The organism is Psychrobacter sp. Pi2-51 (genome assembly GCF_904846665.1).
GTDB classification, from domain to species: Bacteria; Pseudomonadota; Gammaproteobacteria; order Pseudomonadales; family Moraxellaceae; genus Psychrobacter; species Psychrobacter glaciei.
The window spans coordinates 104,329-129,959 of the sequence record NZ_CAJHBP010000001.1 but is presented as its reverse complement, the minus strand read 5'-3'; the positions used below and the strand labels follow the sequence as shown (position 1 = coordinate 129,959).

At 44.1% G+C, this 25,631-nt stretch carries 20 protein-coding genes; 10 read left to right on the top strand and 10 right to left on the bottom strand.

What is annotated here, in order from left to right; genetic code table 11:
• The first annotated feature begins 109 nt into the window (after positions 1-109).
• The 4 genes from dnaE (at position 110) to cysE (ending at position 6,287) form a co-directional block, all read left to right on the top strand.
• Positions 110-3,847: a DNA polymerase III subunit alpha gene (gene dnaE, locus JMY08_RS00515; RefSeq protein WP_201588438.1), complete on the top strand. Its 3,738-nt coding sequence runs from the start codon at positions 110-112 to the stop codon at positions 3,845-3,847.
• 72 nt (positions 3,848-3,919) lie between these two features.
• Positions 3,920-4,300 (top strand): Hpt domain-containing protein, encoded by a 381-nt coding sequence (locus JMY08_RS00510; protein ID WP_201588437.1) that lies wholly within the window; start codon positions 3,920-3,922, stop codon positions 4,298-4,300.
• Complete coding sequence (locus JMY08_RS00505) at positions 4,300-5,184, top strand: RNA methyltransferase (RefSeq protein ID WP_201588436.1); 885 nt, start codon at positions 4,300-4,302, stop codon at positions 5,182-5,184. Before JMY08_RS00510 ends, JMY08_RS00505 begins: the two co-directional genes overlap by 1 nt.
• Before the next feature lie 191 nt (positions 5,185-5,375).
• On the top strand, positions 5,376-6,287 hold the full coding sequence (gene cysE, locus JMY08_RS00500; protein WP_201588435.1) for a serine O-acetyltransferase: 912 nt from the start codon (positions 5,376-5,378) through the stop codon (positions 6,285-6,287).
• A gap of 1,201 nt (positions 6,288-7,488) precedes the next feature.
• Here the strand turns inward: cysE and JMY08_RS00495 are convergent.
• The 6 genes from JMY08_RS00495 to pheA all read right to left on the bottom strand — a co-directional run bounded on the left by JMY08_RS00495 (position 7,489) and on the right by pheA (position 14,572).
• Positions 7,489-8,022, bottom strand: a complete 534-nt coding sequence (locus JMY08_RS00495; RefSeq protein ID WP_227679542.1) for a 2-amino-4-hydroxy-6-hydroxymethyldihydropteridine diphosphokinase — start codon at positions 8,020-8,022, stop codon at positions 7,489-7,491.
• Positions 8,012-8,449, bottom strand: a complete 438-nt coding sequence (gene folB, locus JMY08_RS00490; RefSeq protein WP_194619765.1) for a dihydroneopterin aldolase — start codon at positions 8,447-8,449, stop codon at positions 8,012-8,014. Before folB ends, JMY08_RS00495 begins: the two co-directional genes overlap by 11 nt.
• Before the next feature lie 50 nt (positions 8,450-8,499).
• Complete coding sequence (rarD, locus tag JMY08_RS00485) at positions 8,500-9,462, bottom strand: EamA family transporter RarD (RefSeq protein ID WP_010201975.1); 963 nt, start codon at positions 9,460-9,462, stop codon at positions 8,500-8,502.
• Positions 9,463-9,723: 261 nt separating this feature from the next.
• Positions 9,724-12,003, bottom strand: coding sequence for a bifunctional prephenate dehydrogenase/3-phosphoshikimate 1-carboxyvinyltransferase (locus JMY08_RS00480; protein ID WP_201588882.1), 2,280 nt, complete (start codon positions 12,001-12,003; stop codon positions 9,724-9,726).
• A gap of 169 nt (positions 12,004-12,172) precedes the next feature.
• Positions 12,173-13,303, bottom strand: coding sequence for a histidinol-phosphate transaminase (gene hisC / locus JMY08_RS00475; RefSeq protein WP_201588434.1), 1,131 nt, complete (start codon positions 13,301-13,303; stop codon positions 12,173-12,175).
• 93 nt (positions 13,304-13,396) lie between these two features.
• A complete protein-coding gene (pheA, locus tag JMY08_RS00470) occupies positions 13,397-14,572 on the bottom strand; it encodes a prephenate dehydratase (protein ID WP_201588433.1) in 1,176 nt (391 codons plus the stop codon).
• Positions 14,573-15,064: 492 nt separating this feature from the next.
• On the opposite strand from pheA, the gene JMY08_RS00465 reads away from it, so the two are divergent.
• Positions 15,065-16,006: a transaldolase gene (locus JMY08_RS00465; RefSeq protein WP_201588432.1), complete on the top strand. Its 942-nt coding sequence runs from the start codon at positions 15,065-15,067 to the stop codon at positions 16,004-16,006.
• A gap of 108 nt (positions 16,007-16,114) precedes the next feature.
• Positions 16,115-16,582 (top strand): hypothetical protein, encoded by a 468-nt coding sequence (locus JMY08_RS00460; RefSeq protein ID WP_189585060.1) that lies wholly within the window; start codon positions 16,115-16,117, stop codon positions 16,580-16,582.
• An 82-nt stretch (positions 16,583-16,664) separates the two neighbouring features.
• Here the strand turns inward: JMY08_RS00460 and JMY08_RS00455 are convergent, their stop codons facing one another.
• A complete protein-coding gene (locus tag JMY08_RS00455; RefSeq protein WP_010201988.1) occupies positions 16,665-17,234 on the bottom strand; it encodes an adenine phosphoribosyltransferase in 570 nt (189 codons plus the stop codon).
• A gap of 329 nt (positions 17,235-17,563) precedes the next feature.
• On the opposite strand from JMY08_RS00455, the gene JMY08_RS00450 reads away from it, so the two are divergent.
• Entirely contained in the window at positions 17,564-17,728 is a 165-nt protein-coding gene (locus JMY08_RS00450; RefSeq protein ID WP_010201990.1) for a rubredoxin, read from the top strand.
• A gap of 27 nt (positions 17,729-17,755) precedes the next feature.
• On the top strand, positions 17,756-18,787 hold the full coding sequence (locus tag JMY08_RS00445) for an alpha/beta fold hydrolase (protein ID WP_201588431.1): 1,032 nt from the start codon (positions 17,756-17,758) through the stop codon (positions 18,785-18,787).
• A gap of 104 nt (positions 18,788-18,891) precedes the next feature.
• Here JMY08_RS00445 and JMY08_RS00440 read toward each other — a convergent pair whose 3' ends face one another.
• Positions 18,892-19,932: a WG repeat-containing protein gene (locus JMY08_RS00440; protein WP_201588430.1), complete on the bottom strand. Its 1,041-nt coding sequence runs from the start codon at positions 19,930-19,932 to the stop codon at positions 18,892-18,894.
• Positions 19,933-20,453: 521 nt separating this feature from the next.
• Here JMY08_RS00440 and JMY08_RS00435 point away from each other — a divergent pair.
• The gene (locus tag JMY08_RS00435) at positions 20,454-21,386 is read left to right on the top strand and encodes a DMT family transporter (RefSeq protein ID WP_201588429.1); all 933 of its coding nucleotides are present in this window, start codon (positions 20,454-20,456) and stop codon (positions 21,384-21,386) included.
• Positions 21,387-21,521: 135 nt separating this feature from the next.
• On the opposite strand, the gene JMY08_RS00430 is transcribed toward JMY08_RS00435, so the two are convergent.
• Positions 21,522-22,940, bottom strand: coding sequence for a solute carrier family 23 protein (locus JMY08_RS00430; RefSeq protein WP_201588428.1), 1,419 nt, complete (start codon positions 22,938-22,940; stop codon positions 21,522-21,524).
• Positions 22,941-23,480: 540 nt separating this feature from the next.
• Between JMY08_RS00430 and JMY08_RS00425 the strand changes: the two genes are divergently transcribed.
• Positions 23,481-24,914 carry an L-serine ammonia-lyase gene (locus JMY08_RS00425; protein WP_189585044.1) on the top strand — a complete coding sequence of 478 codons (1,434 nt, stop codon included), beginning with the start codon at positions 23,481-23,483 and terminating at the stop codon, positions 24,912-24,914.
• Between the two features lie 114 nt (positions 24,915-25,028).
• Here the strand turns inward: JMY08_RS00425 and JMY08_RS00420 are convergent, their stop codons facing one another.
• Positions 25,029-25,427 (bottom strand): DUF4377 domain-containing protein, encoded by a 399-nt coding sequence (locus JMY08_RS00420; protein WP_010202007.1) that lies wholly within the window; start codon positions 25,425-25,427, stop codon positions 25,029-25,031.
• Positions 25,428-25,631 lie beyond the last annotated feature (204 nt).

Genomic DNA, 25,631 nt, shown 5'->3' with positions numbered 1-25,631 from the left:
GACTATCGACGTCTTATTCTCTTCCAAAAGTCAACATAAAGCATTGATAATAATAAATTTATTTCCTTAGCAGCTAATTCCCCTTTGATCGTACTAGTAAGAGTCTTCTATGGCATTTGTACACCTTGGCATTCACAGCGAATATTCGATTACCGATTCTATCGTGCGCATCAAGCCGCTAGTGAAAGCCGCTGCGGCTGATAATCAGCGCGCGCTCGCATTAACTGATTTGTCCAACCTCTATGCCACGGTAAAGTTCTATCGTGCCTGCCTAGGTGCTGGTATCAAGCCAATTATCGGCAGCGAAGTCATCATGGAAAATGAAGACACACGGCTCACCCTGCTCGCAATGGACAACGAGGGCTACCAAAACATCACTCGTATCGTCTCGCTCGGCTTTACCGAAGGGCGCGCCGACGATGCCAATCATGGGGTGCCAGTCGTTAAGCGTAGTCATATTCTAGAGCATGCCGCTGGCGTGATCGTGCTCCTCACCGAAAAGTCAGATGTGGGTCAAGCACTGGTCGGCTCCATGCCAGAAAAAGCCGACGAGCTACTGACAGAGTGGCAAGCAAAGTTTGGTAATCGCTTATATTTTGCCATCAAGCGCACCAATCGCTCAGGCGAAGACACTTTTATTCAGGCAGCTATTCACTCAGGTGCTAAGCACAATATCCCCATCATTGCCCATAATGACGTGCGCTTCTTAAAGCAAGATGATTTTGATGCCCACGAAGCACGTGTCTGTATCGCAGGCTCCTACGTGCTTGCTGACCAAAATCGTCCGCAAACTTATTCCGATGCACAGTACCTAAAAACCCAAGCGCAAATGCAGCAGTTATTTGCTGATATTCCGCAGGTGATTGATAATACCTTGCGCTTAGCAACTCGCTGTAATGTGACCTTGACGCTAGGTATTAATGTCCTACCCGACTTTCCTGTGCCTGAAGGTGAGACGATTGAAACGTTTTTCCGCGCGGAGTCAGTACGTGGCCTTAATAATCGATTAGATAAGCTCTTCCCTGTCGCCGAGCGTACTGAACATTGGAGCGACTTCCGCCAAAAGTATGATGAACGCTTAGAATATGAGCTGGAAGTTATCTTATCTATGGGCTTCCCCGGTTACTTCCTGATCGTAATGGACTTTATCCGTTGGGCAAAAGCCAATGGTGTACCCGTTGGACCCGGTCGTGGTTCTGGTGCTGGCTCGCTAGTCGCTTATGCACTCAACATTACCGACCTCGACCCTATCCATTACGATCTACTATTTGAGCGCTTCTTAAACCCTGAACGTGTCTCAATGCCCGATTTCGATATTGACTTTTGTATTGAAGGTCGTGACCGCGTTATTGATTATGTCGCGCAAACTTATGGCCGTGAAGCGGTTTCGCAGATTATCACTTTTGGTACCATGGCGGCAAAAGCAGTGGTACGAGATGTGGCGCGCGCGCAAAGTAAATCCTACTTTCTTGCCAGTAAAATGTCTAAACTTATTCCCAAAACACCGGGGATCACACTCAGTCAAGCGCTTGAGCAAGAGCCGCAGCTGAAAGACTTAATTTCCAATCCTGATAATATGGATTATGAAGATGCCATCGAAGTATGGGAGATGGCTATCAAGCTTGAAGGTATTTGCCGGAACGTGGGTAAACATGCCGGCGGCGTATTGATTGCACCGCACAGAATCACGGATTTTAGCGCCATTTATTGTGATGATGAAGGTCACCGCGTCAGCCAATTTGATAAAGATGACGTTGAAGCCGTTGGGCTAGTAAAGTTTGACTTTTTGGGTCTACGTAACTTGACCGTGATTGATGCTGCTGTCAGAAATATCAACCTGCGCCGTGCAAAAGAAGGCAAAGATGCGTTGGTATTAGAAGACCTGCCGTTAGATGATGCTAAAGCCTACAAGCTCTTGCAAGACGCTAAGACTACTGCCGTCTTTCAGTTAGAAAGTATGGGTATGAAAAAGTATCTGGCGAAATTACAACCGACCAATATTGAAGATGTGATCGCCATGTGTGCGCTCTATCGTCCGGGTCCGCTCGATGCAGGCATGGTAGAGATGTATATCGACCGTAAGCATGGTCGCGAAGAAGTCATTTATGATCATCCCAATCTTGAGCCAATTTTAGAAAACACCAACGGCGTTATTGTCTATCAAGAACAGGTCATGCAAATCTCGCAGGTGATGGCGGGCTACAGCTTGGGCGGTGCAGATATGTTACGCCGCGCTATGGGTAAAAAGAAACCTGAAGAGATGGCCAAACAGCGCGATATTTTCATTACTGGTGCCACCGCACAAGGTATTGATGAAGTCACATCAGGCGGTGTGTTTGACTTGATGGAAAAGTTCGCCGGTTACGGTTTTAACCGCTCGCATTCTGCCGCATATGGCGTGCTTGCTTATCAGACCGCGTATCTAAAACAGTACTATCCTGCAGAATTTATGGCGGCGGTATTGACCTCAGATATGAACAACACCGACAACGTGGTGTTCTTTATCAATGACTGCCGTGAAAACTTTGAGTTAACCGTCGTTAATCCATCGGTGAATCGCAGTGAATGGCATTTTGTCGCTGATACCCCAACCAATATTATTTATGGTTTGGGGGCGATTAAAGGCGTTGGCGAAGGGGCGGTCGAATCTATCGTTGATGCACGAAGACGTGAAGGCCCTTTCAAAGACTTGTATGACTTTTGCCGCCGTGTTGATATCAAAAAGGTCAACAAGCGTACCCTTGAAGGACTGATAAACGCTGGCTGTTTTGATGACTTCGCGGCAACTTTGCGACCTGACTTGCCAGCCGATGAAGCTTACGAGATTCGCGGTGCGTTAATGAGTCAGTTGCCAAGTGCCGTGCAAGCCGCCGAGCAAGACCGTCAAAATCGTGAAATCGGTATGATGGATTTGTTTGGTGAAATGGATGGTGTCGTCGCCGCGCCACCGTTGGTGATGACCCCAGAGCTAATTTGGGGTGACAAGCACCGTCTAAAAGCGGAAAAGAACACGTTAGGATTGTACTTAACTGGACACCCAATCAATGAATACTTAGAGGAAATTAAACGCTATACCTCAGGTGCACGTCTCGATAAGCTAACGGATACCGGCTATAACGGCAGCTGCTATTTTGCAGGTTTGATTATCGATATCGCCAACTTTGGCAATCGTAATGTAATTATCTTAGATGATGGAACCTCAAGACTGGAAGTCAGCTGTTATGCAGAGCGCTTTAATCGTGTCAAAGAACAGTTGAAAATCGATGAAGTCGTCATCATTAAAGGCAGTATCCGTGAGCGTGATGGACGCCTGTTTGCGCGCCTTGATAATGCGATGAGTATGGTAGATGCCCGTCTAAGATGGATGAAGAAAATCAGTATTAAGATTCACGGTAGCGATATTAATTTGCTGACACGCCTGCAACCGTTACTTAAGTCTGCACAAGCCAGTATTATTCCAGCACCAAAAATGTCTTATGACAACGAGCAAGACGAGCAAAGTGGCAGCTTCAATGGCAACAGTGGTTACGATGCTGCAATGGGCGGAAGTCTGTTTGATGAAAATGGCAATGATTTATTGGCGCTAGAAAATGATATGAACCAAGGTGCGCTTCAAAACGGTATACATCAAAACCATGCTAGTCAAAGTTATGCCAATAATGCTTTGAGCAATACCGACGCCTCCATTAATGATAATTGTCTGCCACTGGGACTGAGCATTTATGAGGAATTTGGCATCGCTAATGTGGGGCTATCCGAGCATTGGCGCGTCTACCCTAACGATGACAATTTGCAGCAGTTAAAGAACATGCTGAGCGAAGATAACTTACATTTCCATTACAGCTAAGACGTACCTTACTTTTCGAAACTTCATTATAGTAATCTTATTGCTTTAACTTTTAAAAATTGGACAGTAACCATGGACAAAACCACAAATAATAATATGATTGGACAAAATGACGAAGAGATTATCAATCACGAACAATTCGAAGACATGCGTGACTTGTTAGAAGAAGATTTTGCCGACTTGATACAGGTTTATATCACTGATAGTAAACAGCGCATCACAAACTTGCGAACAGCTCAACAACAAAACGATGATGCCGCTGGCTTTGAGATAGCTCACGCTCTAAAAGGAGCTAGTGCTAACTTAGGTACCACTCAACTGATAAACTTGAGCTGTCAATTACAAGAGCGCTGCCGTGAACGCCGTGTCGGTGAGCAAGCTGTGCTTATTGAAGAGATTGCCATTGCATTACACCGTGCTGAACAAGAAATTAATCAGAGATTGGGACAATAATGAGTAACAACTCTGCACGAGCAGTAGCATCCGCCCATACAGTAAATGACTACCTTGATTGCCTACAAGTGGTTATGGTCAATACGACTTTGCCTGCCAATATTGGCTCGGCAGCACGGGCAATGCATACTATGGGTCTGTCACGTTTAACCGTTGTAGATCCCAAGCTGCCAATCGATGAAACCAGTGTTTCTCATTCAGCAGGCGGCAGTGAGGTATTGTCATCAGCTTTGATAGCGCCCACACTAGAGTCGGCTATTGGAGACTCTCAGTTGGTATTTGCGGCCAGCAGTCGCAGCCGTCACTTGCCGCGCCCTGTGGTGACACCCACGCAAGCCGCCCAAATCATGTGCGATTTTCTTGATAAACAATCCGCTTTTACTACAAGCAACCATACTGACGATAACCAAAGTGCTCATAGCAACGGTAAACCAAACATCGCTATCTTGTTTGGACGTGAAGATCGTGGTCTAACCAACGAAGAGTTGGCTTGTGCTGATTATCATATCCAAATCGATGCCAATCCTGCTTATCCTGTTTTAAATGTCGCCTCAGCCGTCCAAGTGATTGCCAGCTTTATTTTTGCTTATGCCCAAACGCACATTCAGACAGCAGATGATTTAGATAATAATTTGAGTGCTACTGCTCAGCCAACGCTTGATGTGCATTTACGTCAGCAGTGGGATGAGCCTGCTATTACTCAGCAGCAGTTGCAACAGCTTACTCAGCGTACCACTGACCTGATGGTGCACCGTGGTCTAGCAAATAGTGAGCATTTAAAATCGTTACCCTCACGACTGTCTAGACTTGGCTCGCGTTTACAGCTTGATCAAAAAGAGTATCAGTTATTGAGCGCTTTGATTGCCAAACTCTCAAAAGACTAAAACAAGTCATTGTTATTGTTTATCAGCTCACCTTCGACAGCTTTTTACTATATTTTGCAGTATAAAGCTGTTATAACTTGCAGAAGCTTAGCGAAAACATGTATTCCTTGTTATCCGAACTTTACGACCACAGATTAGAGGCATCGCTGTTTTAGCAACGACACTCTACCGACGAATAGATAGGACGCTTTATGCCATTGCCAGCCAAACTGTTCAAATCTCTTGCCAGCATCAAAAAAGACCTAACAGAAGATATTGATGCGGTATTTACCCGTGATCCTGCAGCGCGTAATAGCGTAGAAGTATTACTGACTTACCCTGGTATCCATGCACTTATTTTGCATCGCGGTGCGCATTATCTGTGGCAACATGACCAAAAGCTGGCAGCTCGCGTTATTTCTTACGGCTCGCGTATCATCACCGGTATTGAAATCCATCCAGCTGCCAAAATTGGTAAGCGCTTCTTTATCGATCATGGCGTTGGTGTGGTCATCGGTGAAACGGCAGAAATCGGCAATGATGTCACGCTTTATCATGGCGTCACCCTCGGCGGCGTTTCGCAAAATAACGGCAAGCGTCACCCGACCCTAGAAGATGGCGTGACGGTCGGTGCTGGGGCAAAAGTATTGGGGCCGTTTACTGTTGGCAAAAATGCTAAAATTGGCTCCAATGCCGTGGTCGTCAAACCCGTACCAGCAAACGCCACGATGGTCGGTAGTGCGGCTCGTATGATTTCAGACTATCATGATGAAAAAGGCAATCCTATTGCGACCAAAGTGCAAGATGCCAAACAACAAGAAAAAGCGGCTCAAACGGGTAAGATAAATCAAGACAATATTGAAAGCAATACGACCAGTGCTGCACGTGCCACAGCCTTTCAAGCTTACGGTATCGACCCTTCTTCACAAGACCCTGTCGCTGAAGCCTTCGCTAAAATGCTCGAACATATTCAGCAATCAGAAAACCGCTTAGACCAATTACAATCAGCAATGTGCCAGATCGATCCTGACTTTTGCAAAAAACAATACGATAAACTGTGCTTAGAAGATTTAGATGTGATTGATCGTGCTGATGTAGATGACATTAATGATGAGAAAAAATAGCTGAGACAGTTGCTGAAAACATAAGGAGTACGGCCGCGTTATACATTAAGAAAGGCGCTAAAGTTTTATTAACTGATGTGATGTAGGCTGGGCATTTATATTGCCCAGCTTTTATTTTGAGATATTTTGGCGTAATGGATAAAATTCATGCTAAAAAGCAGAAGGTAGTGGCTATATAATTAGCATTCCTTCGTCTATCCTCCTAAATTAATTGACCACAGACTTTAATCATAGGAAAAAAATGTCGTTCTTTTATTCTAAAGATGTACATTTTATTTCCCTATCGATTTTTCTGAAATAATATTAGTTATATAATTTTCTATAGAGTATACCCAAATTGCTATTACCTTTTAAAAGAGCTACTCTCCAATATATTTGGGGCGGTTCATAATCTCTTTGTGGCAAAACTAATGTAATTATCCATAAGTTGCTGATTCGCTTGCCTATCAAGTATTCATTGTCGAAAATTCAGATTCAATAGAACATTTCATTACATTATTCGCGCTAGTATTTAACTAAGTTACAATCAATACAACTAGCCTGAGATGCGTTAAGCGACGTTTAATACACGTAAAACAATGGATTAGATATGACCGAAAGAGTAACCAACAAAGCAATTTTCAGTAGTAGAATTTTTTCAATTAATTATGTCACCTACCCTACTAACCACAGCGTTATGAAGCACTGTGACCCCGTGCAAAAAGGCCGTTATTACAAATTAAACTTTATCTTAATTCAGCCTAAAGTTGGTGGTGTGTTCAGGTGTTCAAACTGCATTATAAACCTGTTTGACAGAGTTTATTTATTTCGTCCCGATAAGTATGAGCACAGTGTGTCACGAATTCGGTCTGGTAAACGCGTGTTATTGAGTTTTGCTTTGAATATTTAGCCAAAGCTTATTAAAGCTGGGCGAACTGTCAAATTATTTTCCTTAAGTGAAAGCACCTGATTGGTTTGCCATAGGTATATCCCAAGGGAACCAACTAATTCGCCCCTCAAACCTATTAACAGACCACCTAAAATAGACTGCCATAATGGAACCACCTATATTAGGGCATGTTTGATGATGCATGAATAGGCATTGAACAACCAAAAAACCAAAGCGACTACTACAGTGGAAAAAAGAAGCGACATACCTTAAAAGCGCCAGTCATTTTATATTGGCAAACAGGCCTCATACGTGAATAGTATCTCAGCCGCTTCAAACATCAGTCACTGCAAGCTCTTCAATCCCCGCCGCCTCATGTGCTTTAAATGGATAGCGATCTGCCATTACAATCCAATTAGACGTTGGTTTAAATGTCGATTTATTGCTTAGGCTATTTTTTTCTTCAGCCAACTTGACTAGCAAAATATCAATATCCATTGTCACTCGCCGTACTTGGTTCGAATCAGTCTGTCGACATCTATTACAATCTCCTTCAAGGTTTTTAAAGGTTTGCTGTAGTTGCTGCAGACTCATCGGTATTGCTAGTATGAGATGTACACATTGATTGGTGTAATCAGGCTTTGGTTGTTCTAAAGTTGCGGTGAAATCAGGGTTTTGAAAAGCAGTAGATAGCCGTATCTGACCTAGCGTTGCCAAACACTCTAGAGCAAGTGGCAGATATTTTTCGGCTTGATAATTACTACCCAGCGCTACTATTATCTCTACCACGGGCTGCGCCTGCAAAGTCTCAGGTGGACATTGTGTTAGCATTTCCAAATTCAAATGCATCAATGTGTTATACATCATCGGCTTGGCTATTATTAGCTTCTTTGGCAGCTTCTTTAATAGCTAGCTCGTTGGTTGACGTTGAAGCATAGCGCGTGATTTGAACGCCAACTGCATCCGCTTGCGCAATAGCAGTCGGCTTGGCAACGCTTAACGTTATTTTATGACAAGCGTATTTTGCAAGCAGCTTATCAGAAATTTGCCCAGCCAAATGCTCAAGCAGTTTTGCTTGAATCTCTTTGCACCACGCGCTGACATCATCGCAGACCGCTTTATAATTTAGCGCATCATTGACATCATCTGATACAGCAGCACGGCTAATGTCGGTTTCAAGCGCAATATCAATCAGCAGCGGCTGCGTGATCGCCCGCTCCCACGCGTAAACACCGATGACGGCTTCGACTTTTAAACCTTTTACAAATACCACATCAGATTCAGTATGAAACATGCTTCCATCCTTGTTTGCTACATTTTTAATTCAGAGATTCAATTCAAACTTTATTTAACTTGCTTCAAAGCCTCTTCACGCAGACGCGCGGCTTTTAACACTTTACTTGGACGATGACGCCATAAGTCAATGCTGAATAACAGCAAACCTAGCCAAATCAAGCCAAAGACTGCCAAGCGTTTTAAATCAAATGGCTCGTTATAATAAAACACTGCCAAGAAGAAAATAAAGGTCGGCGTTAAATAGTTCATAAAGCTTAGAATGCTATAAGCGACGAGCTTGGTAGATTTATTAAACAATAATAGCGGTATCAAAGTAATCGGCCCTGCGATCATAAGTAGCCAAATGTTTGAGCTAAACCAAAAGCTCAGCTGATGACTGACCACATCGGACTGCCAAAACCACCAAAGACATAAAGGTACTAGCATCGCTGTTTCGACAAACATCGCATCGACAGCTGTCAACGGGGTTTGCCGTTGAATAGTGCCATAAGTACTAAAGCTAAATGCCAAAATCAATGATATCCACGGCAGACTGCCAATCATCACCACTTGGATCACGACAGACAAGAGTGCAAATCCAATAGCCACCCACTGCAAAGGTCGTAAGCGCTCTTTGAATAGAATCATCGATAGCGCAACACCTACCAATGGCCCTATAAAGTATCCCAAACTGGCCTCAAGAATACGGTCATGATTGACCGCCCATACATAGGTCAGCCAGTTGGTTGCGATAATCAAACCAGATATCAATGACAGTGCTATCCATCTTGGGTTTTGTTTGAGCGTTTCAATCCATTGCCAGCGCTTAGTGACTACTAGCACAAGCAATAGACACAGGAATGTCCATATGATGCGATGACCAATGATCTCAGTCGCATCATAATCGGATAATTGTTTGAAGTATAACGGAAATCCGCCCCAGATAAAAAACGCAATAAGCGCAGTGATAATGCCGCGTCTGGTTGTGGTTATCGGGGCAACGGGTTTTTTGATGACATTTTGGGTAGTCATAATATAGGACAACTTTTTAGAGCAAAGCGCGCCCTCACCTAATTCTAAGTATTATTATCGATTTAGTGGCGAGAACGCAGGGTTACTACAGTGAGATTATAAATTAAAAAGCAATGTACTCATGCCAATGGTGACATGAGTACATTGCTAACGATGTTAGATAAAGTTTTTAGGCTAATGTGGCTATTTGATCAGCTAGCCACCATCTGTTTATATTTTACAGTGCAAATCATAGAAGAATATTAATCAGCACTCAATGATTTATTCAGCGCCAGCATCCACTTGGATAGACATACCGATTTGGTTGGCAAGTTCAGCAAATCCTGGGAAGCTGGTATTGACCGTCTCAACTCCTTCAATGGTAATTTGCTTGGAGGCACGCAGACTGGCAACAGAAAAACTCATGGCAATACGATGGTCATGGTGAGAAGTAATATGACCGCCACCGAATACAGGCTGGATATTATTGACATCACCATTCTCACTTCCAATACCTTGACCTTCGATGATTAGTCCATCATCCGTAACGGTACAGTCGATGCCGAGCGTATGTAGCCCTTCTGCCATCACCGCAATACGATCAGACTCTTTAACTCGTAACTCTTTGGCACCCGTCAATACTGTGCGACCTTGCGCACAGCTGGCGGCAATGAACAATACAGGGAATTCATCAATCGCTAGCGGTACGAGATGCTCTGGTATCTCAATACCGACCAAGTTTGAACCACGAATCGTAATATCAGCGACTGGCTCGCCGCCCACATGCGTCTCATTACTCAAACTAATATCTGCTTGCATGAGCTTTAAGATATCAATAATACCCGTACGTGTCGGGTTAATACCCACTTGCGTCAAGGTCAGCTCACTACCTTGACTGATAGCAGCGGCTACCATAAAGAAGGCCGCAGAGGATATGTCAGCAGGCACAGCGATATCACCACCTGTCAATGTACCGCCGCCTTCAACGCTGATACGATTGCCATCAACGGTCACCGGATAACCAAAGGCGGATAGCATACGCTCGGTATGGTCACGGCTGACTTCAGGCTGAGTGACCGTTGTCGTACCCTCTGCCCATAGACCTGCTAACAGCAAGCAAGACTTCACCTGTGCAGACGCGACTGGCATATCATATTCAACGCCTTGGAGTGGCTTGCCGACCGTATCACGACCAGTGATACTGAGCGGTGCCGTGCCACTATGACCTGTACTTTGAATCACAGCACCCATGGTGCGTAGCGGCGCTGCCACCCGTTCCATCGGGCGTTTATTCAAGCTCGTATCACCCGTCAACACACTATCAAATGATTGTGCCGCCAAGATACCTGACAGCAGGCGCATGCTGGTGCCTGAATTGCCCATGTATAAAGGTGTCTTGCTTGGCTTTAAGCCATTCATACCAACACCATGAATGGTTAATCTTCCTTTATCAGGGCCTTCAATGCTCACACCCATATCACGAAATGCCTGCAACGTGGCAAGCGCATCCTCCCCTTCCAAAAATCCAGTAACATTCGTCACACCTGTGGCAAGACTGCCAAGCATGATGCTGCGATGCGAGATAGATTTGTCACCAGGGATGGCAATGGTGCCAGAGACAGTATTGCTAGGCGTAATAATATAAGAAGCTGACATGGCAGAAGTATCCGTATAAGGGGTGCTGGCTAACATATGGCCAAAATGTCGCCGTGCGGCTTGCGCGCGGCCCAAAAGTCCCATCAGGGCGGTTGAATCTTTATCAATGATAAGCTGGCGCATAGTCTGTAAGTAGACACCATACTCATCAAGGGCGCTCACAATGGCGCTTTGATTGGCAAAAAATATATCGTGCCACATTTTAGGGTCACTGGCAGCGATACGCGTAAAATCACGAAATCCACCAGCAGCATAACGAAACATATCTAAATTATCATCATGGCTTGCCAACTGCTCAACCAAATTAAAGGCAAGCAGATGCGGCAAATGACTGGTGTGCGCCAATATGCGATCATGGTGATTAGCATCCATTGATATGACATTTGCGCCCACCGCTTCCCATAGTAGCCGCAGCTTGGTGATGGCTACATTGCTTGTGGTAGGTAGCTCACAGATAATCACGCTATGATTGACAAATAAATTGGCGCGGCGAGCATGATACCCTGAATTTTCAGCCCCAGCAATCGGATGCGCGGGTACTAGTCCTATCGGCAGCGAGCCGAACACCGCTTTAGCAGCATCAATGATATTGACCTTAGTACTACAGACATCCGTCATGATGCAATCAGTGGCAAGCTGTCCGTCATCCATTGCCTGTTTAATGTCAAGAAATACTGCTTCGACGGCCTGTACTGGAACTGCAATGATAATTAAATCACTGCCACCAACGACGTCTTGTAAGTTAGCACTACCAGCATCTAACAAACCATGCTCAATGGCTTCAGTAATACTGGGTACATGCCTATCGGCCGCTACCAAACGCTCACTTAAGCCACTGTCTTTAATGGCTTGCGCAAAACTGGCGCCAATAAGACCAAGCCCAATCACACAAACTTGTCTAAACATAGGTAGCTGAATATTTGGAGACGGTTGAATTTTATTTTTTTTCTGACTACTCACGGCTTTTCTCGTTGAACACACTAGGATAAGTTTGGGTAAAGCCAATCTTAGCGTTATAAAATTTAATGGCTAATGAAGATCATTAACTTGACTAAAAAAACATCTATTGATGCGCTTAATCATCGGTCAAGATAGAACGCAAGGTATCAATCAAGCGCATGTTATCTTCTGCGACGCCTACCGTGATGCGCAACCAAGTGGGTAAGCCGTAACCTACCAGTGGCCGTACGATGACCCCTTGCTCGAGCAACGCTTGATTGATCAATAGCGCATCTTCATCATCCATCTCTACCATTATAAAGTTGGCATGTGACTTAATAAAACCCAACCCTAATGCGTCGAACTGCTTCTCTAACCAGCGCATTTGCTCATCATTCATCAGACGAGTTTTTTCGATAAAATCTTGATCAGCAAGTGCCGCCGCTGCTGCCGCCAACCCAATTCGACTGACGTTAAATGGCTGACGAATACGGTTTAATAAATCCGCCACTGCTACCGAGCTTAACGCATAGCCAACCCGCAGACCTGCTAGTCCATAAGCCTTAGAGAAAGTACGGACGATGATCACATTGTCAAATTCATCTATGAGTGCCCTATTATTACTTTCAGGGCTGTACTCGATATAGGCTTCATCCAATACCACCAATACCGAGCTTGGCAGACTGGCAACAAACTGGCGCAGCTCTTTGTGCTCAAGCTGTGTCCCAGTTGGGTTGTTAGGATTGGCAATAAAGACAATCTTGGTATTAAGGTTGTCTTGAACCGCTTGACTCATGGCCTTTAAATCATGACCGAATCGATGGGCGGGCACTTCGATATCTGTAGCACCTTGCATTTTTGCCAGCATCGAATAGACCACAAAGGCATACTGACTATAAACGATAGCATCATTGGCACCCACAAAACTACGCGCCAAGATATCGAGCAAATCGTCAGAGCCATTGCCCAACGTAATCTGATCGATATTGACATCATTGAAGTCAGCCAGTGCTTGCTTTAGATAATAACCATTGCCATCAGGATAACGCGCCAGCTGACCGAGCTGCTCTGTCACTGCCAACGTCACTCGCGGTGAGCAGCCCATTGGATTCTCGTTGCTAGCAAGCTTTACCACATCTGAGATGCCGTACTCGCGAGTCAACTCTTCAATCGGCTTGCCCGTTTGATAAGGAGCCAGCTCTAAGATACTGTCGTACGCTGGCACGAGTGGTAATAAGCTTGATTCGGTCAATGGCGTTGTCTGCATATTGTATCCTTAGATGTAATGAACCATCTATTATTAATAATAACAAGAGCTTATGACAGCTATCTGCTATAAATGGTCTAGCTTTTAAAACGCTTACAGTACCGCTTTGGGATATGAGCCCAGTACACGTAAATCTTTTACCAATGGGCGAATATCATTAATGGCTGCGCTAACATTTGGATCATTAACATGACCATCCATATCAATAAAGAACACGTATGCCCACTTATTAGGACGTTCAGGACGCGTCTCGATACTGGTCATCGACACGCCATGATAAGACAATGGTTTTAAGATTTCGATAAGCGCGCCCGCTTTGTCATGTGCTGAGACGACGATAGAGGTCTTATCTTGTCCTGACGGCGCGATCGCTTCGTGACCGATGATAAGAAATCGTGTGGTATTGCTTGGATTGTCTTCAATATTTGAGTAAAGTTTATGCAAATCATACTCTGCGGCAGCGACATCCCCTGCAATCGCAGCCGAATGCCATTCATTCTTGAGTCGACGTGCAGCTTCGCCATTGCTAGATACGGCAACGCGCTCCACATTGGGATAATTAACATCGAGCCAATGACGGCACTGGGCAAGCGATTGCTGATGCGAATAAATACGGCTGAGACCGTCAAGCTTGGTATGCTCTGCAACCAAGAAATTCTGATGAATCGGTAACTCAACTTCCCCAATTATTTTTAAGGTAGAAGACAAGAAACCATCTAAAGTATGGTTGACCACCCCTTCTGAAGAGTTTTCAACCGGTACGACGCCATACATCGCTGTACCTGCTTCGACTTCACGGAACACATCAGTGATGGTGGTCATTGGTACGGTATCAGCGGCTTTACCAAAATGCTTGAGGGCAGCGGCGTGAGTAAAAGTACCCACTGGACCCAAAAAGGCAATACGTTGCGGTGCTTCTAGATCTAAGCATACCGACATAATTTCACGAAACAATCGCGCCATTTTTTCATCAGCGATTGGACCAGTATTACGCGCCATGACCGCTTTTAGGACTTGCGCTTCACGTTCTGGGCGATAAAAAATAGGATTGGTTTTTTCAGCAGTAGGACTTTTTGCGATGTGTTCTTTTTTGACCGTCGCCACTTGCTGAGCCAGTTTGGCACGGTTATTAATCAATGTCTGGATTTCGCAGTCTACGCTATCAATACTATGGCGCAGCTGATCTAAAAACTCTTTTTCGTTTGAGTGGTCGCTTACGCTAGTTTGATTTAGATTGTCCATTTTTTGCTCTGGTGACTGCTCACTCATTACCGCCCATCCTTTTTCTAATATTATTGCTGAGTTTTATAACTATTTGGTGTGACTTTTTAAGTTTATCTATACTTGGGTCTATCTATACCTAGGTTTATTTGAGATTAGCTTTGACCATATTGCTAGTCACTGTTCAATAGAACAGTTTATCAAAAATATCATGTCCTACTCGTCTATACGATTATTGGATTCATCAGCCAATACAGCAGACAACGACACGACCGGCTCTACTATAGCAAAAACTACGCTCAGTGCCCATTCGTAAATGCGTGTAAACTGGCTAACGGCTATAAATATTAGCACAGTTATCTGATATGGCAGCGATAGGCGGCAAAACTATGAGAGAACACCGCCTCAAAACTATGTTACAGTTCAAAACTAATGGTCAAAAGCACCTTTAATAAGCATGTTTAAAAATATAAACACGTTTAACAACAGACCCAGTCTTTAGAACATAACCATGTTAATTGATTCATACAAGGATACCTGATGAGCGCATTACAACAGCTTCGCACCATGACCACCATTGTCGCTGATACTGGCGACCTTAGCGCTATTGCCCGCCTAAAACCTGTCGATGCGACCACCAACCCCAGTCTCATTACTAAGGCGCTCATTCACTCTGACAATCAAGCCATGCTCTCAGAAACCATGAGTCGACATCGCGGTGACATCGATGCGGTAATTGATGCGTTAACCATAAAAATTGGCTGCGATATTTTATCGTTGATTGAGGGTCGCGTCTCAACTGAAGTCGATGCGCGTTTGTCTTATGACACCCAAGCGACTATCGATAAAGCGCTCAGCTTTATGGAAGCTTATCAACAAGCAGGTATCGACTCAGAGCGGGTATTGATTAAGATGGCAGCGACGTGGCAAGGTATCGAGGCCGCACGTTATCTGGAAACCCAAGGTATTCACTGTAATCTAACGCTACTTTTCGGACAACATCAAGCGATTGCCTGTGCCGATGCTGGCGTTACCCTGATATCACCTTTCGTAGGACGCATTTTAGATTGGCAAAAACGCCAGCAAAACCGTCAGAACGTACCAGTCTCTGATGACATGGGTGTGCAATCGGTCAAGCTTATTTATCAATATTTCAAACAGCATGGCTACAACACGCAAGTAATGGGCGCAAGCTTCCGCTCTACTGAGCAGATATTGGCATTAGCAGGCTGTGATCTATTGACCATTGCCCCCAACCTCATTGATGAGTTGGCAGCAATGGATATAGAAGTCCCTCGTCAGCTGTCACCAAGTATGTCGATGGCGTTAGATGATATGACCCGAGTGAGTTTGACCCATGAAGAATTTAGTCAAGCTTATCAAAAAGATACCGTCACTCAAGATTTATTACCTAAGGGTATTGATGGCTTTATCGATGCGCGTGATGAGCTTGCTCAGGCATTGTCAGCGATGCGCAATTAATCGTTGCGATAATGGATGGTTAAACACTGTCGAATAAAAGAAATTTGCCTGCTAATAGTAAGTTCGTTATTATAACCCACTTCAAATAACAAGAAGCAAGGCTTGATTATGAGACGGCTATCAGTGGTATTAGCAGGTAGTGCGCTAGCGATTAGTGCACATGCAGTCAGCTGGGTAGAGATATCTGAGACTGATTCTGGTTCGATTTTCACCTTAGATTCAGACTCTATTGAAAGCTCTGACATCAATATCATAGACGAGCATAACGTCGAAAACATTTCGGTATCCATTCGCAGAACCTATCCACCGCAGTTACAACAGACGGATAAAAAAGGCAAAAAGGACAAAAAAGAAAGCTATATTCATCATAGCGATCAGCAGTTATTGATATCTTGCAAAGATGCCAGTTACTATAAAAGAGCCTATGTCAATTATGGCACTGACAACAAGGTCATCAAATCTTGGCAATCCGACAAACCCATATTGACCACCAAGGATTTTAAGGTTACGATGCCAAAAACAATCGGTCGCAAAGTAGTAGAGCAAACTTGTGAGCGTTATCAACAAGACCAATAAAATACCAAATAAAATATATTAATACCAAAAAAGCGCGCTGAACTATTCAGCGCGCTTTTTTATTATGCTAAAAACCATTTATCTAAGCTTTTAATACCGTATAAACAGGCACGGGGAATTCACCATGCAACTCAACCAAATCCAGCAGTACCAAAGCACCGACGACCGTATGATCCGCTGACTGGCACAGCTCATAAGCGGTGGTTAGCGTACCGCCCGTCGCCAAAATATCATCGACCAACAATACCCGTTCAGGTGGCAAGTTATTTTGCATCTCAAGCGTGTCTTTACCATATTCTAGCGCATAGGCTTTATTGGCAACAGGCGGTGGCAACTTACCCGGCTTACGCAGCAAAATCATGCCTTTACCCAAGCGACCTGCCAGCAAGCTTGCAAACACAAAGCCACGCGCCTCTACAGCACCCAAGCAGTCCACTTCATCCATCAACCCTTCTGGCAAGGTTGCCAGCAGTGCATCAATGACCGCATTAATATGACTGCGCAGTAACGGGGTGATATCATAAAAATCAATGCCGACTTTTGGAAAGTCTGGTACTGTGCGGATAACCTGCCAAAACGGGTGGTCAGTATTGAGTATATTAGACAGATCAATTTCGGTATTAGCAGATGTAGCGGCAGCATTAACGCTCATAATAACCCTTATCTCATATGGCTTAGATGGTAATAAGTGACGGTGATAAATGACAGACATCACCGTGAAATTAGTGGCGATTACTATAACATAATTTGGTGTAATATAGCGGCGAGACGAACAATCATACAATCGCCTGAATCAATAAAATGCCAATCATGGACTTGATAAAAGCTGAGTCATCTCAACATACAAGTGTAAACTTAACTATCAAAACAACGGTTATATGCTAAACTACGGGCGTTTTTACCGTCCAAATATGAGCGGTAATGCTCAGTAGACGCTCTAAAAACACCCTGTAACACTGGTAATGATCGATAGGACTATTTATGAAACGTTATGAATGTATCGTCTGTGGCTGGATATATGATGAAGCGCTTGGCTGTCCTGAAGAAGGAATTGCGCCTGGCACCAAGTGGGAAGACATCCCTGAAGACTGGATTTGCCCAGAGTGCGGTGTTGGCAAGCTTGATTTTGAGATGCTTGAGATTTAGTAGACGACTCTCTAATTAGGACACTTCATGACAAAATCCAATAATATCAATAATGCGGCATTGCTTAAAACCTCTGGAGATACTGGGATATACCCTACTCCTGACTGGCAACGATTTGGGCAACACCAATGGCGCGAATCAGACCTTAGCGAACACCTCCATCAAGCGATGATAAATATCGGTGATGGCATTGAGTTGTGCGTTGAGGCAGGCGGTAATCCCAATCATCCCCCACTGCTGATGATTATGGGACTTGGCTCGCAGATGATATTTTGGCCAAACAATTTTATCAAGCGCCTTATTGATGCAGGATTTTTTGTGATTCGTTTTGACAATCGCGATATTGGCTTGTCTTCCAAAGTACAGATTGACGGCCTACCGCGTATCAGTCAGCTAAAAATGATGATGCGTTTGCAAACCGGATTGTCTAATAAGAGTACGCAGGTTGCTTATAATTTGACCGATATGGCCGAAGATACCGCACGTCTGATTAAGGCGTTACAGCTGGGTAAGACACATCTGCTGGGTGCTTCTATGGGCGGTATGATTGCTCAAATCGTGGCGGCACGCTATCCAAGCTTAGTACAACGCATGGCCTTGATGTTTACCACCACCAATCGGGCTTTTTTAAAGCCCCCCAAGCCTAAGCAGTTGTATACGCTTATCAATCGCCCTGAGAGTCATTCTGAGCGCGATATTGTGCGCCATAGCGTCTGGTTTATGAAAACAGTCGGTACGCCAGGACACGTCAACGTCCGTATGGTGCGTGAAATTGCCAAGTTACGTTATCAGCGCAACTTCCATCCGCTTGGCACCGTACAACAGCTCAATGCGATCTTGGCCTCTGGCTCTATTAGCCGGTTTAGCAAGCAAGTCAAAGCACCAACCATCGTCCTGCATGGTAGTGCAGATGGGCTATTGCCTCCTTCACAAGGACGCGTGGTCGCTAAGACCATTCCCAATGCTAAGTTTCATTTAATCGAAGGCATGGCACACGATATCCCAGAGTACTATCAGCCTTATATGATTGATTTGATTCGCAATCACCTATTGGCTTAATACGCAGTTAACACCGTCAATCATTGGCGATAAAAAAGCGTGCCATGCTATGTATTACTCATAAGCATGACACACTTTTTTGTCTCTTAGTTTAAGTAAGCGCTTCAATCACAACCAACACTCACCCCTTCTTTATCAATGCACATCTTATTGCCATTTTTTAGGTTACCAATCCACGCTTTACCATTTGCAAATGTAAAGGCAGGCTTGCCTTGGTAACTGTCACCACTCGACACACCCATCTTATCAAAGCGAAAAGGAATCACCAGCTCACCGCCCAAATTGATAAAACCCCAGTTGTCATCAATGCGCACGCCAGCTAGTCCTTCTGAAAAAGGACGAGCATCATCAAATGAATAAGTAATCATCGTCACATTGTTTTCATCGACAAAACCCCATCGACCGTCTTGCTGACGTGGCTCTAACGTCGTAAAACGATTGGGCGCTGCTTGCCTAGATTGTGCTGACGCTGTAGCAGACCTACTATTGGCGGTTTGCTTTGCAGACGACGGCTCATTATTATTACTGTCACTACCATTTGGATTGCTAGTCGCTTTGCCGTTTTTATCCAGCCAACTGGTCGCTTGGTTCTTACGTACTTGCGTCACACCGCCACGATAATCATCAATATCACTGATTGACGCAGAAAACGACACGATGGTCTTATTTGCTGTATCAATAACCCCATAGTTGCCGTCTCTTTTGACCACGATACGTCCATCAGATACCGGACGCGCCCAACCCTGACTTTCCTTTAGCATGTCGTAGGTCGCCGGTATCACCTCACGACCCTGCATGTTGAGATAACCGACGTGACTATTGCGCAGCACGGGTAATAAGCCACCCGCTATCTTATCTGCATCGACTTTTTGATAGCGTGATAAATCAACGACTTTTTTGCCTTTACTATTTAGCAGCGCCACTGGCGCACCGAAGTCCTTGACTGCCAAAAAATAACCGCTACTCGCGGTACAAGAGACATTCTTATAATAGCTTTTGGGTATTTTACAGCTGGCAGCTTGTGCAGTTGGCATCATAAATAGCGCACTGACGAATAAGCCCATAGGAATGCTATATCGTGCCATTTTTAGTTGCGATCCAAATATCAAAGAAAGCGACTTTTTTGATTGAGTACGTCGATGCATAAATAAACCTAGGCTAAAAGTAGTAGAAACTATGTTGAATACTTTAAGAGAGTAATGAAAGACAGATTAGCAAATCGCGACCTTTTCGCCAATGCTATTCCTGTAAGGATGCGACTCGATGATATAAGCACTATTATACATAGTCAAAATATCCTAAAGACGCGACGGTATTGCTGATATTAATTTTTTGTAGCCTCTGTCTGCGCAGGCACAGCAAGCAAGAAAAATGGATATCAGCAGTGCGTGATGTACCGATATTACTTTTCACTCACTATAGCTGACGTTAGCTGACGTTAGCTGACGTTAGCTGACGTTAGCTGACTATCAGCATCTATTTTCCCACACGCTTACCATACTCGGTTCTTTCAAAATACAGTCATCATAAGAATAAATTATGTTTCAACCATTTCATTTTAAGTCTAAAACCTCGACAATGTGGGGTGTGTGCATTGTACTGTGAACACAGTAATGTTAAAGAAAGAACGCCACCCATTCAAACGTGATTAATCTAAGGACAACCTATGGCTATTGCCGCTTCACGCTCTGCACCTATTGGCTTAGTTATTGGTTGCATCATCTTTGGTCTGGGCAGTTTAATCGTCGCGCACGTTGATATCGGCGGTTGGGCCATGTCGTTTTGGCGACTCGCCATCTCAGGAGTGGTCTTTGCTGTCTTGGCAAAAATCATGGGACAACGTTTGCCACGCTCAAGACGTGCCATTTTTTATGGTTTATTGTCAGGCGCATTTTTGGGGTTCGATTTGGCGCTTTGGCACGAGAGTATCTATGCTGTCGGGCCTGGTATTTCAACCTTACTTAATAGCTTACAGATTTTCTTTTTGGCAGCGATTGGGTTTTTATATTTTAATGAACGGCAATCTATATTACAGCTTATCAGTCTATTTCTAGCGATGGCTGGAGTGGCGATGATAGGTAGCCCTGAATTTGCACATAATAGTGCCGCAACTTGGGGGTTTATCTCGGGTATCGTCTCAGGGGCAATGCTGGCTGCGTCGATGACCTTTATCCGTAAGACGCATGACACCGAGCCAACACCGATATTTATGCTCATGCAATTAATCAGTATCGGCGGTGTACTGGCGATGATTGTACCGATGTTTTTGTTTGATATGGGCAATATCTTGCCCAACAGTTGGTCTGAGATTGTTTGGGTACTTATTTATGGCACGGTCATGCAGTGCTTGGCTTGGGGTCTGATTGCCTACTCTATCCCTAAGCTGTCTTTGGCGCTGACTGGATTACTACTGCTATCTGAACCAATTGCCGCATTGGTCATTGATTATACTTGGCTGGACAAACCGATTAATACTTTGCAATGGAGCGGCGCGCTCTTGACGATGTTTGCCATTTACTTAGGTTCATTAAAACCCAAGCCGCGCGCACTACGTCGCTATCGGTTTTTTTCACGGTTTTATAAGCGTAAATATAAATAGTTATACAGGTACGCTTATTTATATTTACGTTTTATTTGGCGTATAGCTTTAATGAGGGCGTGTCATCATTTAGACCGTGAAGATTAAAATAATGACACGCCCTCATTTGAAACATGATGCTTAAACGACAATCAATCAGTCTTTTTGACGATTGAATAATGCATTAAGTACGATAGCTGCCAAGGTAGCCGTGCCGATACCGCCCAAATCAAAGCCACCTAAGTGCAGGCTAAAGTTACCCGTTCCCATGATGACAGTGACAGCGGCGATGATTAGATTGCTGTTTTTGCTAAAATCAATGTGACTGTCTATCCAAATTTTGATCCCAGCAACAGTGATAAGTCCGAATACTATAATAGACGCACCGCCCAATAAGGCCGCTGGTATCGTCTGAATGATTGCACCAAATTTTGGTGAAAGCCCCAATATGATAGCCACCAAACCTGCTACGACAAAAATCGTAGTGCTATACACCTTGGTTACCGCCATGACACCGATGTTTTCTGCATAAGTGGTGACACCTGTACCACCAAATCCTGCTGAAAAAGTCGTTGCTAAGCCATCCGCTAAAAATGCTCGACCCATATAAGGGGTAACACGAGCCTTAGTCATGCCTTCTACTGCTTTAAAATGTCCCAGATTTTCGGCAACCAAAATAAACGCCACTGGTGCGATCAAGATAATGGCGCTCATCTCAAAACGAGGCGTATGAATGCTTGGTAACCCAAGCCATGAAGCAGCAGACACCCCACTAAAATCAATGGGCGTACCAAAACCCATCACATTGGTCATCACAAAATAAGCGACGTATGACAATATCAAGCCAACCAATAATAAAAGTCGACGTAACATACCGCGCGTAAACACAGCCACACCACTAATCAGCAACACGGTTAAAGTAGCCATCCAAGCATCAAACTGATTCGCAGACACTCCCTGAATGGTCACTGGCGCCAAATTTAGACCAATAATCATCACGATAGCACCAGTGACGATAGGTGGCATCAGACGCTCAATCCAGCCTGTGCCCGTTTTCATCACCAGCAGCCCAATCAAAGCATAAATGATACCGCAGGCCATAATACCGCCCAAGGCGACATTTAAGTTGTCATTAAAGCCTACGCCTGCATACGCAGTCACAGCGATAACGGGGCCAATAAAGGCAAAGCTGGAGCCCAGATAGCTCGGCATGCGCCCACCCGTGATCATAAAGAACATCACAGTACAAATACCTGACATCAAAATAGCGAGGTTAGGGTCAAAACCCATTAACAGTGGCGCAAGCACCGTCGCACCAAACATCGCAAAAGTATGCTGCACACCCAGTAATATGCTTTTTGACGGTGGCAAATATTCATTGATACCGACCGGATCACGATCTAAATCGCCACCATAAGGTCGCCATGTCGGAAACCAGCGACCATTTTCAAAATCCGGATTTTTTGGATAGCTCATGGCTGCTGAAGGAATACCAGCCGCTTCTAATGCGTTGTGAGTAGGTAATGCTTCAGCACTTTTGTCTGATTGAGAGGAATTATCGGTGGGAGATGTCATGCATGCTTGTCCTATGTGGGCGGAGCTAATAATAGGCTAAAATAACTGAATGAATAAAAACTGAGATAAAGTGAACGTCAATAAATAGAAGTAGCTGGCTAAAAATAACGATAAAAACCGAGACTCAACACCATACCTCTTATAATATGTCACCCAATTCATTCATTTATGTTGTAAGGTAGCAAACCAAAAGTATTATTTGGTATGATAGCTATGTTTTGCTAGATGTATAAGGTCGGATATGTTCTACTTGAACTACCGTCTAAATCATTTTTGCCTGACGTATTTCACAGCGACAACCAACTTACAGGATGTTACATAAACGTTGGCTCCAAGCATCATAACGGAGTTTAATAATAAATAAAAGTTATTATTCACTCGTCACATGTACTTCCATGTTTACATACATTCATAGACAACACCCCAAACTAAACACTTATCGGTGCTTGTTGGTTGGGGCGGTTTATTATATTTTTCATGCCAGTGCTGAAGCCAATCGATACCCTATGCTGATGCACTTAAAATTTTTGGTAGCTTATTATGATTAGTGTTTTTGATTTATTTAAAATTGGTATTGGACCCTCAAGCTCACATACCGTCGGTCCGATGGTAGCGGCAAACTTGTTTTTGGTGTCTTTGCTCAAGCAATCAGAGCTGACCGCTATAGACAGTATTGAGATTGAGCTTTATGGTTCATTGGCTGCGACCGGTAAAGGACATGCAACGGATACCGCCATTTTATTAGGGTTACTCGGACATACGCCCAGCACCATCGATACGCGTCTGACCAGCAACTACTTGGCACCCATATTTTCAGAAAAAAGTCTGAACATATCAGGTGCTCATACGATTGCTTTTGACACAGAGCGTGATATCTATTGGTACGACGATACCGTCCTACCCTATCATCCTAATGCTCTGACGCTTCGAGCATTATTGGTAGATGGTACTCGTTATCAGCAGACCTACTACTCAGTTGGAGGTGGCTTTGTGATTAATGAAGAGAATGCCACCAATCCAGATGAAGACCATGCTAGCCCCACCATTGATAGTATTCCCTATCCTTTCAATAGCGCCGCCGAGTTATTAGAGCAATGTCGCCAGCATGGGCTGAGTATCAGTGATTTAGTCCTCACGAATGAATGTCATTACCGCGATCAAACAGAGGTTTTTGCCTACTTAGATAGCATTTGGGACGTGATGCAAGACTGCGTCAAACAAGGCTGTGAAAATGGCGGTATTTTGCCTGGCGGCCTAGATGTCAAACGCCGCGCTCAAGATCTATATTCACAACTGTGTGCTGAGAAGAACCAACCCATTACAAAAACCGATAAATTAGCAGCGATGGATTGGGTGGATTTGTATGCGCTCGCCGTCAACGAAGAAAACGCTAATGGCGGTAAAGTCGTGACCGCTCCTACCAATGGTGCCGCTGGCATCATACCGGCAGTCCTACATTACTATCGTGATTTTTTACCAAGCTACAGCCAAAGCGGCGTCTATAAATTTTTATTAAATGCCACTGCTATCGGTAGCCTTATCAAACAAAATGCTTCAATCTCTGGTGCTGAGGTTGGCTGTCAAGGTGAAGTTGGCTCTGCATGTGCAATGGCAGCGTCTGCATTGGCTGAGATTATGGGCGGCGATCCTGCCAAATGCTTGAATGCTGCTGAAATTGGTATCGAGCATAACTTAGGTCTCACTTGTGACCCTGTTGGCGGCTTGGTTCAAGTCCCTTGTATTGAACGCAATGCGATGGGCGCGGTAAAAGCGATCAACGCGGCACGTCTTGCTTGCCGTGGCAATGGTCAGCACTTTGTCTCTTTAGATAAGGTGATTGAAACGATGAAAGTAACTGGGGCTGATATGCTAGATAAGTATAAAGAAACCTCACGTGGGGGTCTTGCTGTTTATGCTGATAACCGCATACCCACTGCGAGTCATGGTGTCAGTGTAAAATATAGTCAATGCTAATATAATTAATGTTAGTGTAGACTGTCGTGATGTGATTTTCATAAACACTCATGACAAAAAAAGACCTCTAATTCATTAGAGGTCTTTTTTATTCTGACTAGTGCATGTCATCATTTACTCAGCAGTTTTTGAAACCACTTCGTTTAAAATCCAAACTGGCTTAACCATGTTGGTGGTCTCATTCATCATCGCTTCTTGACGTACGTCTAAAACATAGCGGTAATTTGGCTCATAAGTGAAGCCTTGGATATTACCGTTTAAAGTTGTATAGTTTTTCTGATAAGTTTGGCGATACTGTAAGCACTCTGATTCAACTTTGGTGCCATTCGCAGTCATAAGATCACAAACTGCTTTACGCGGTGCAATCTCTACTTCAAAGCTTGGAATGTTAATAACTTTAACATTCATAGTCTGACCTTCAACGACCATGGTACGCTCATTGTCCATACCCATAGTAGAACAACCTGACAGGGCAAAAGTAGTCATCAATGCGGCAAGTGCTAATTTTTTCATTATTCAATCCTCAGTTAAGTAATATTCATTATTGCCCGTTTGAACTCGTTTTAATCATTTATAGACGCTCAAAACGTAAGGCATTTGTGACCATACTGGCAAAGTCAATTTAGACAACCAAACAAAGCTGATAATTTCTCAGCAGTATCGTCTATTGTTTACTGAGACTAGTATATGTCGCAAAGCGACTTATCCTCTATGACT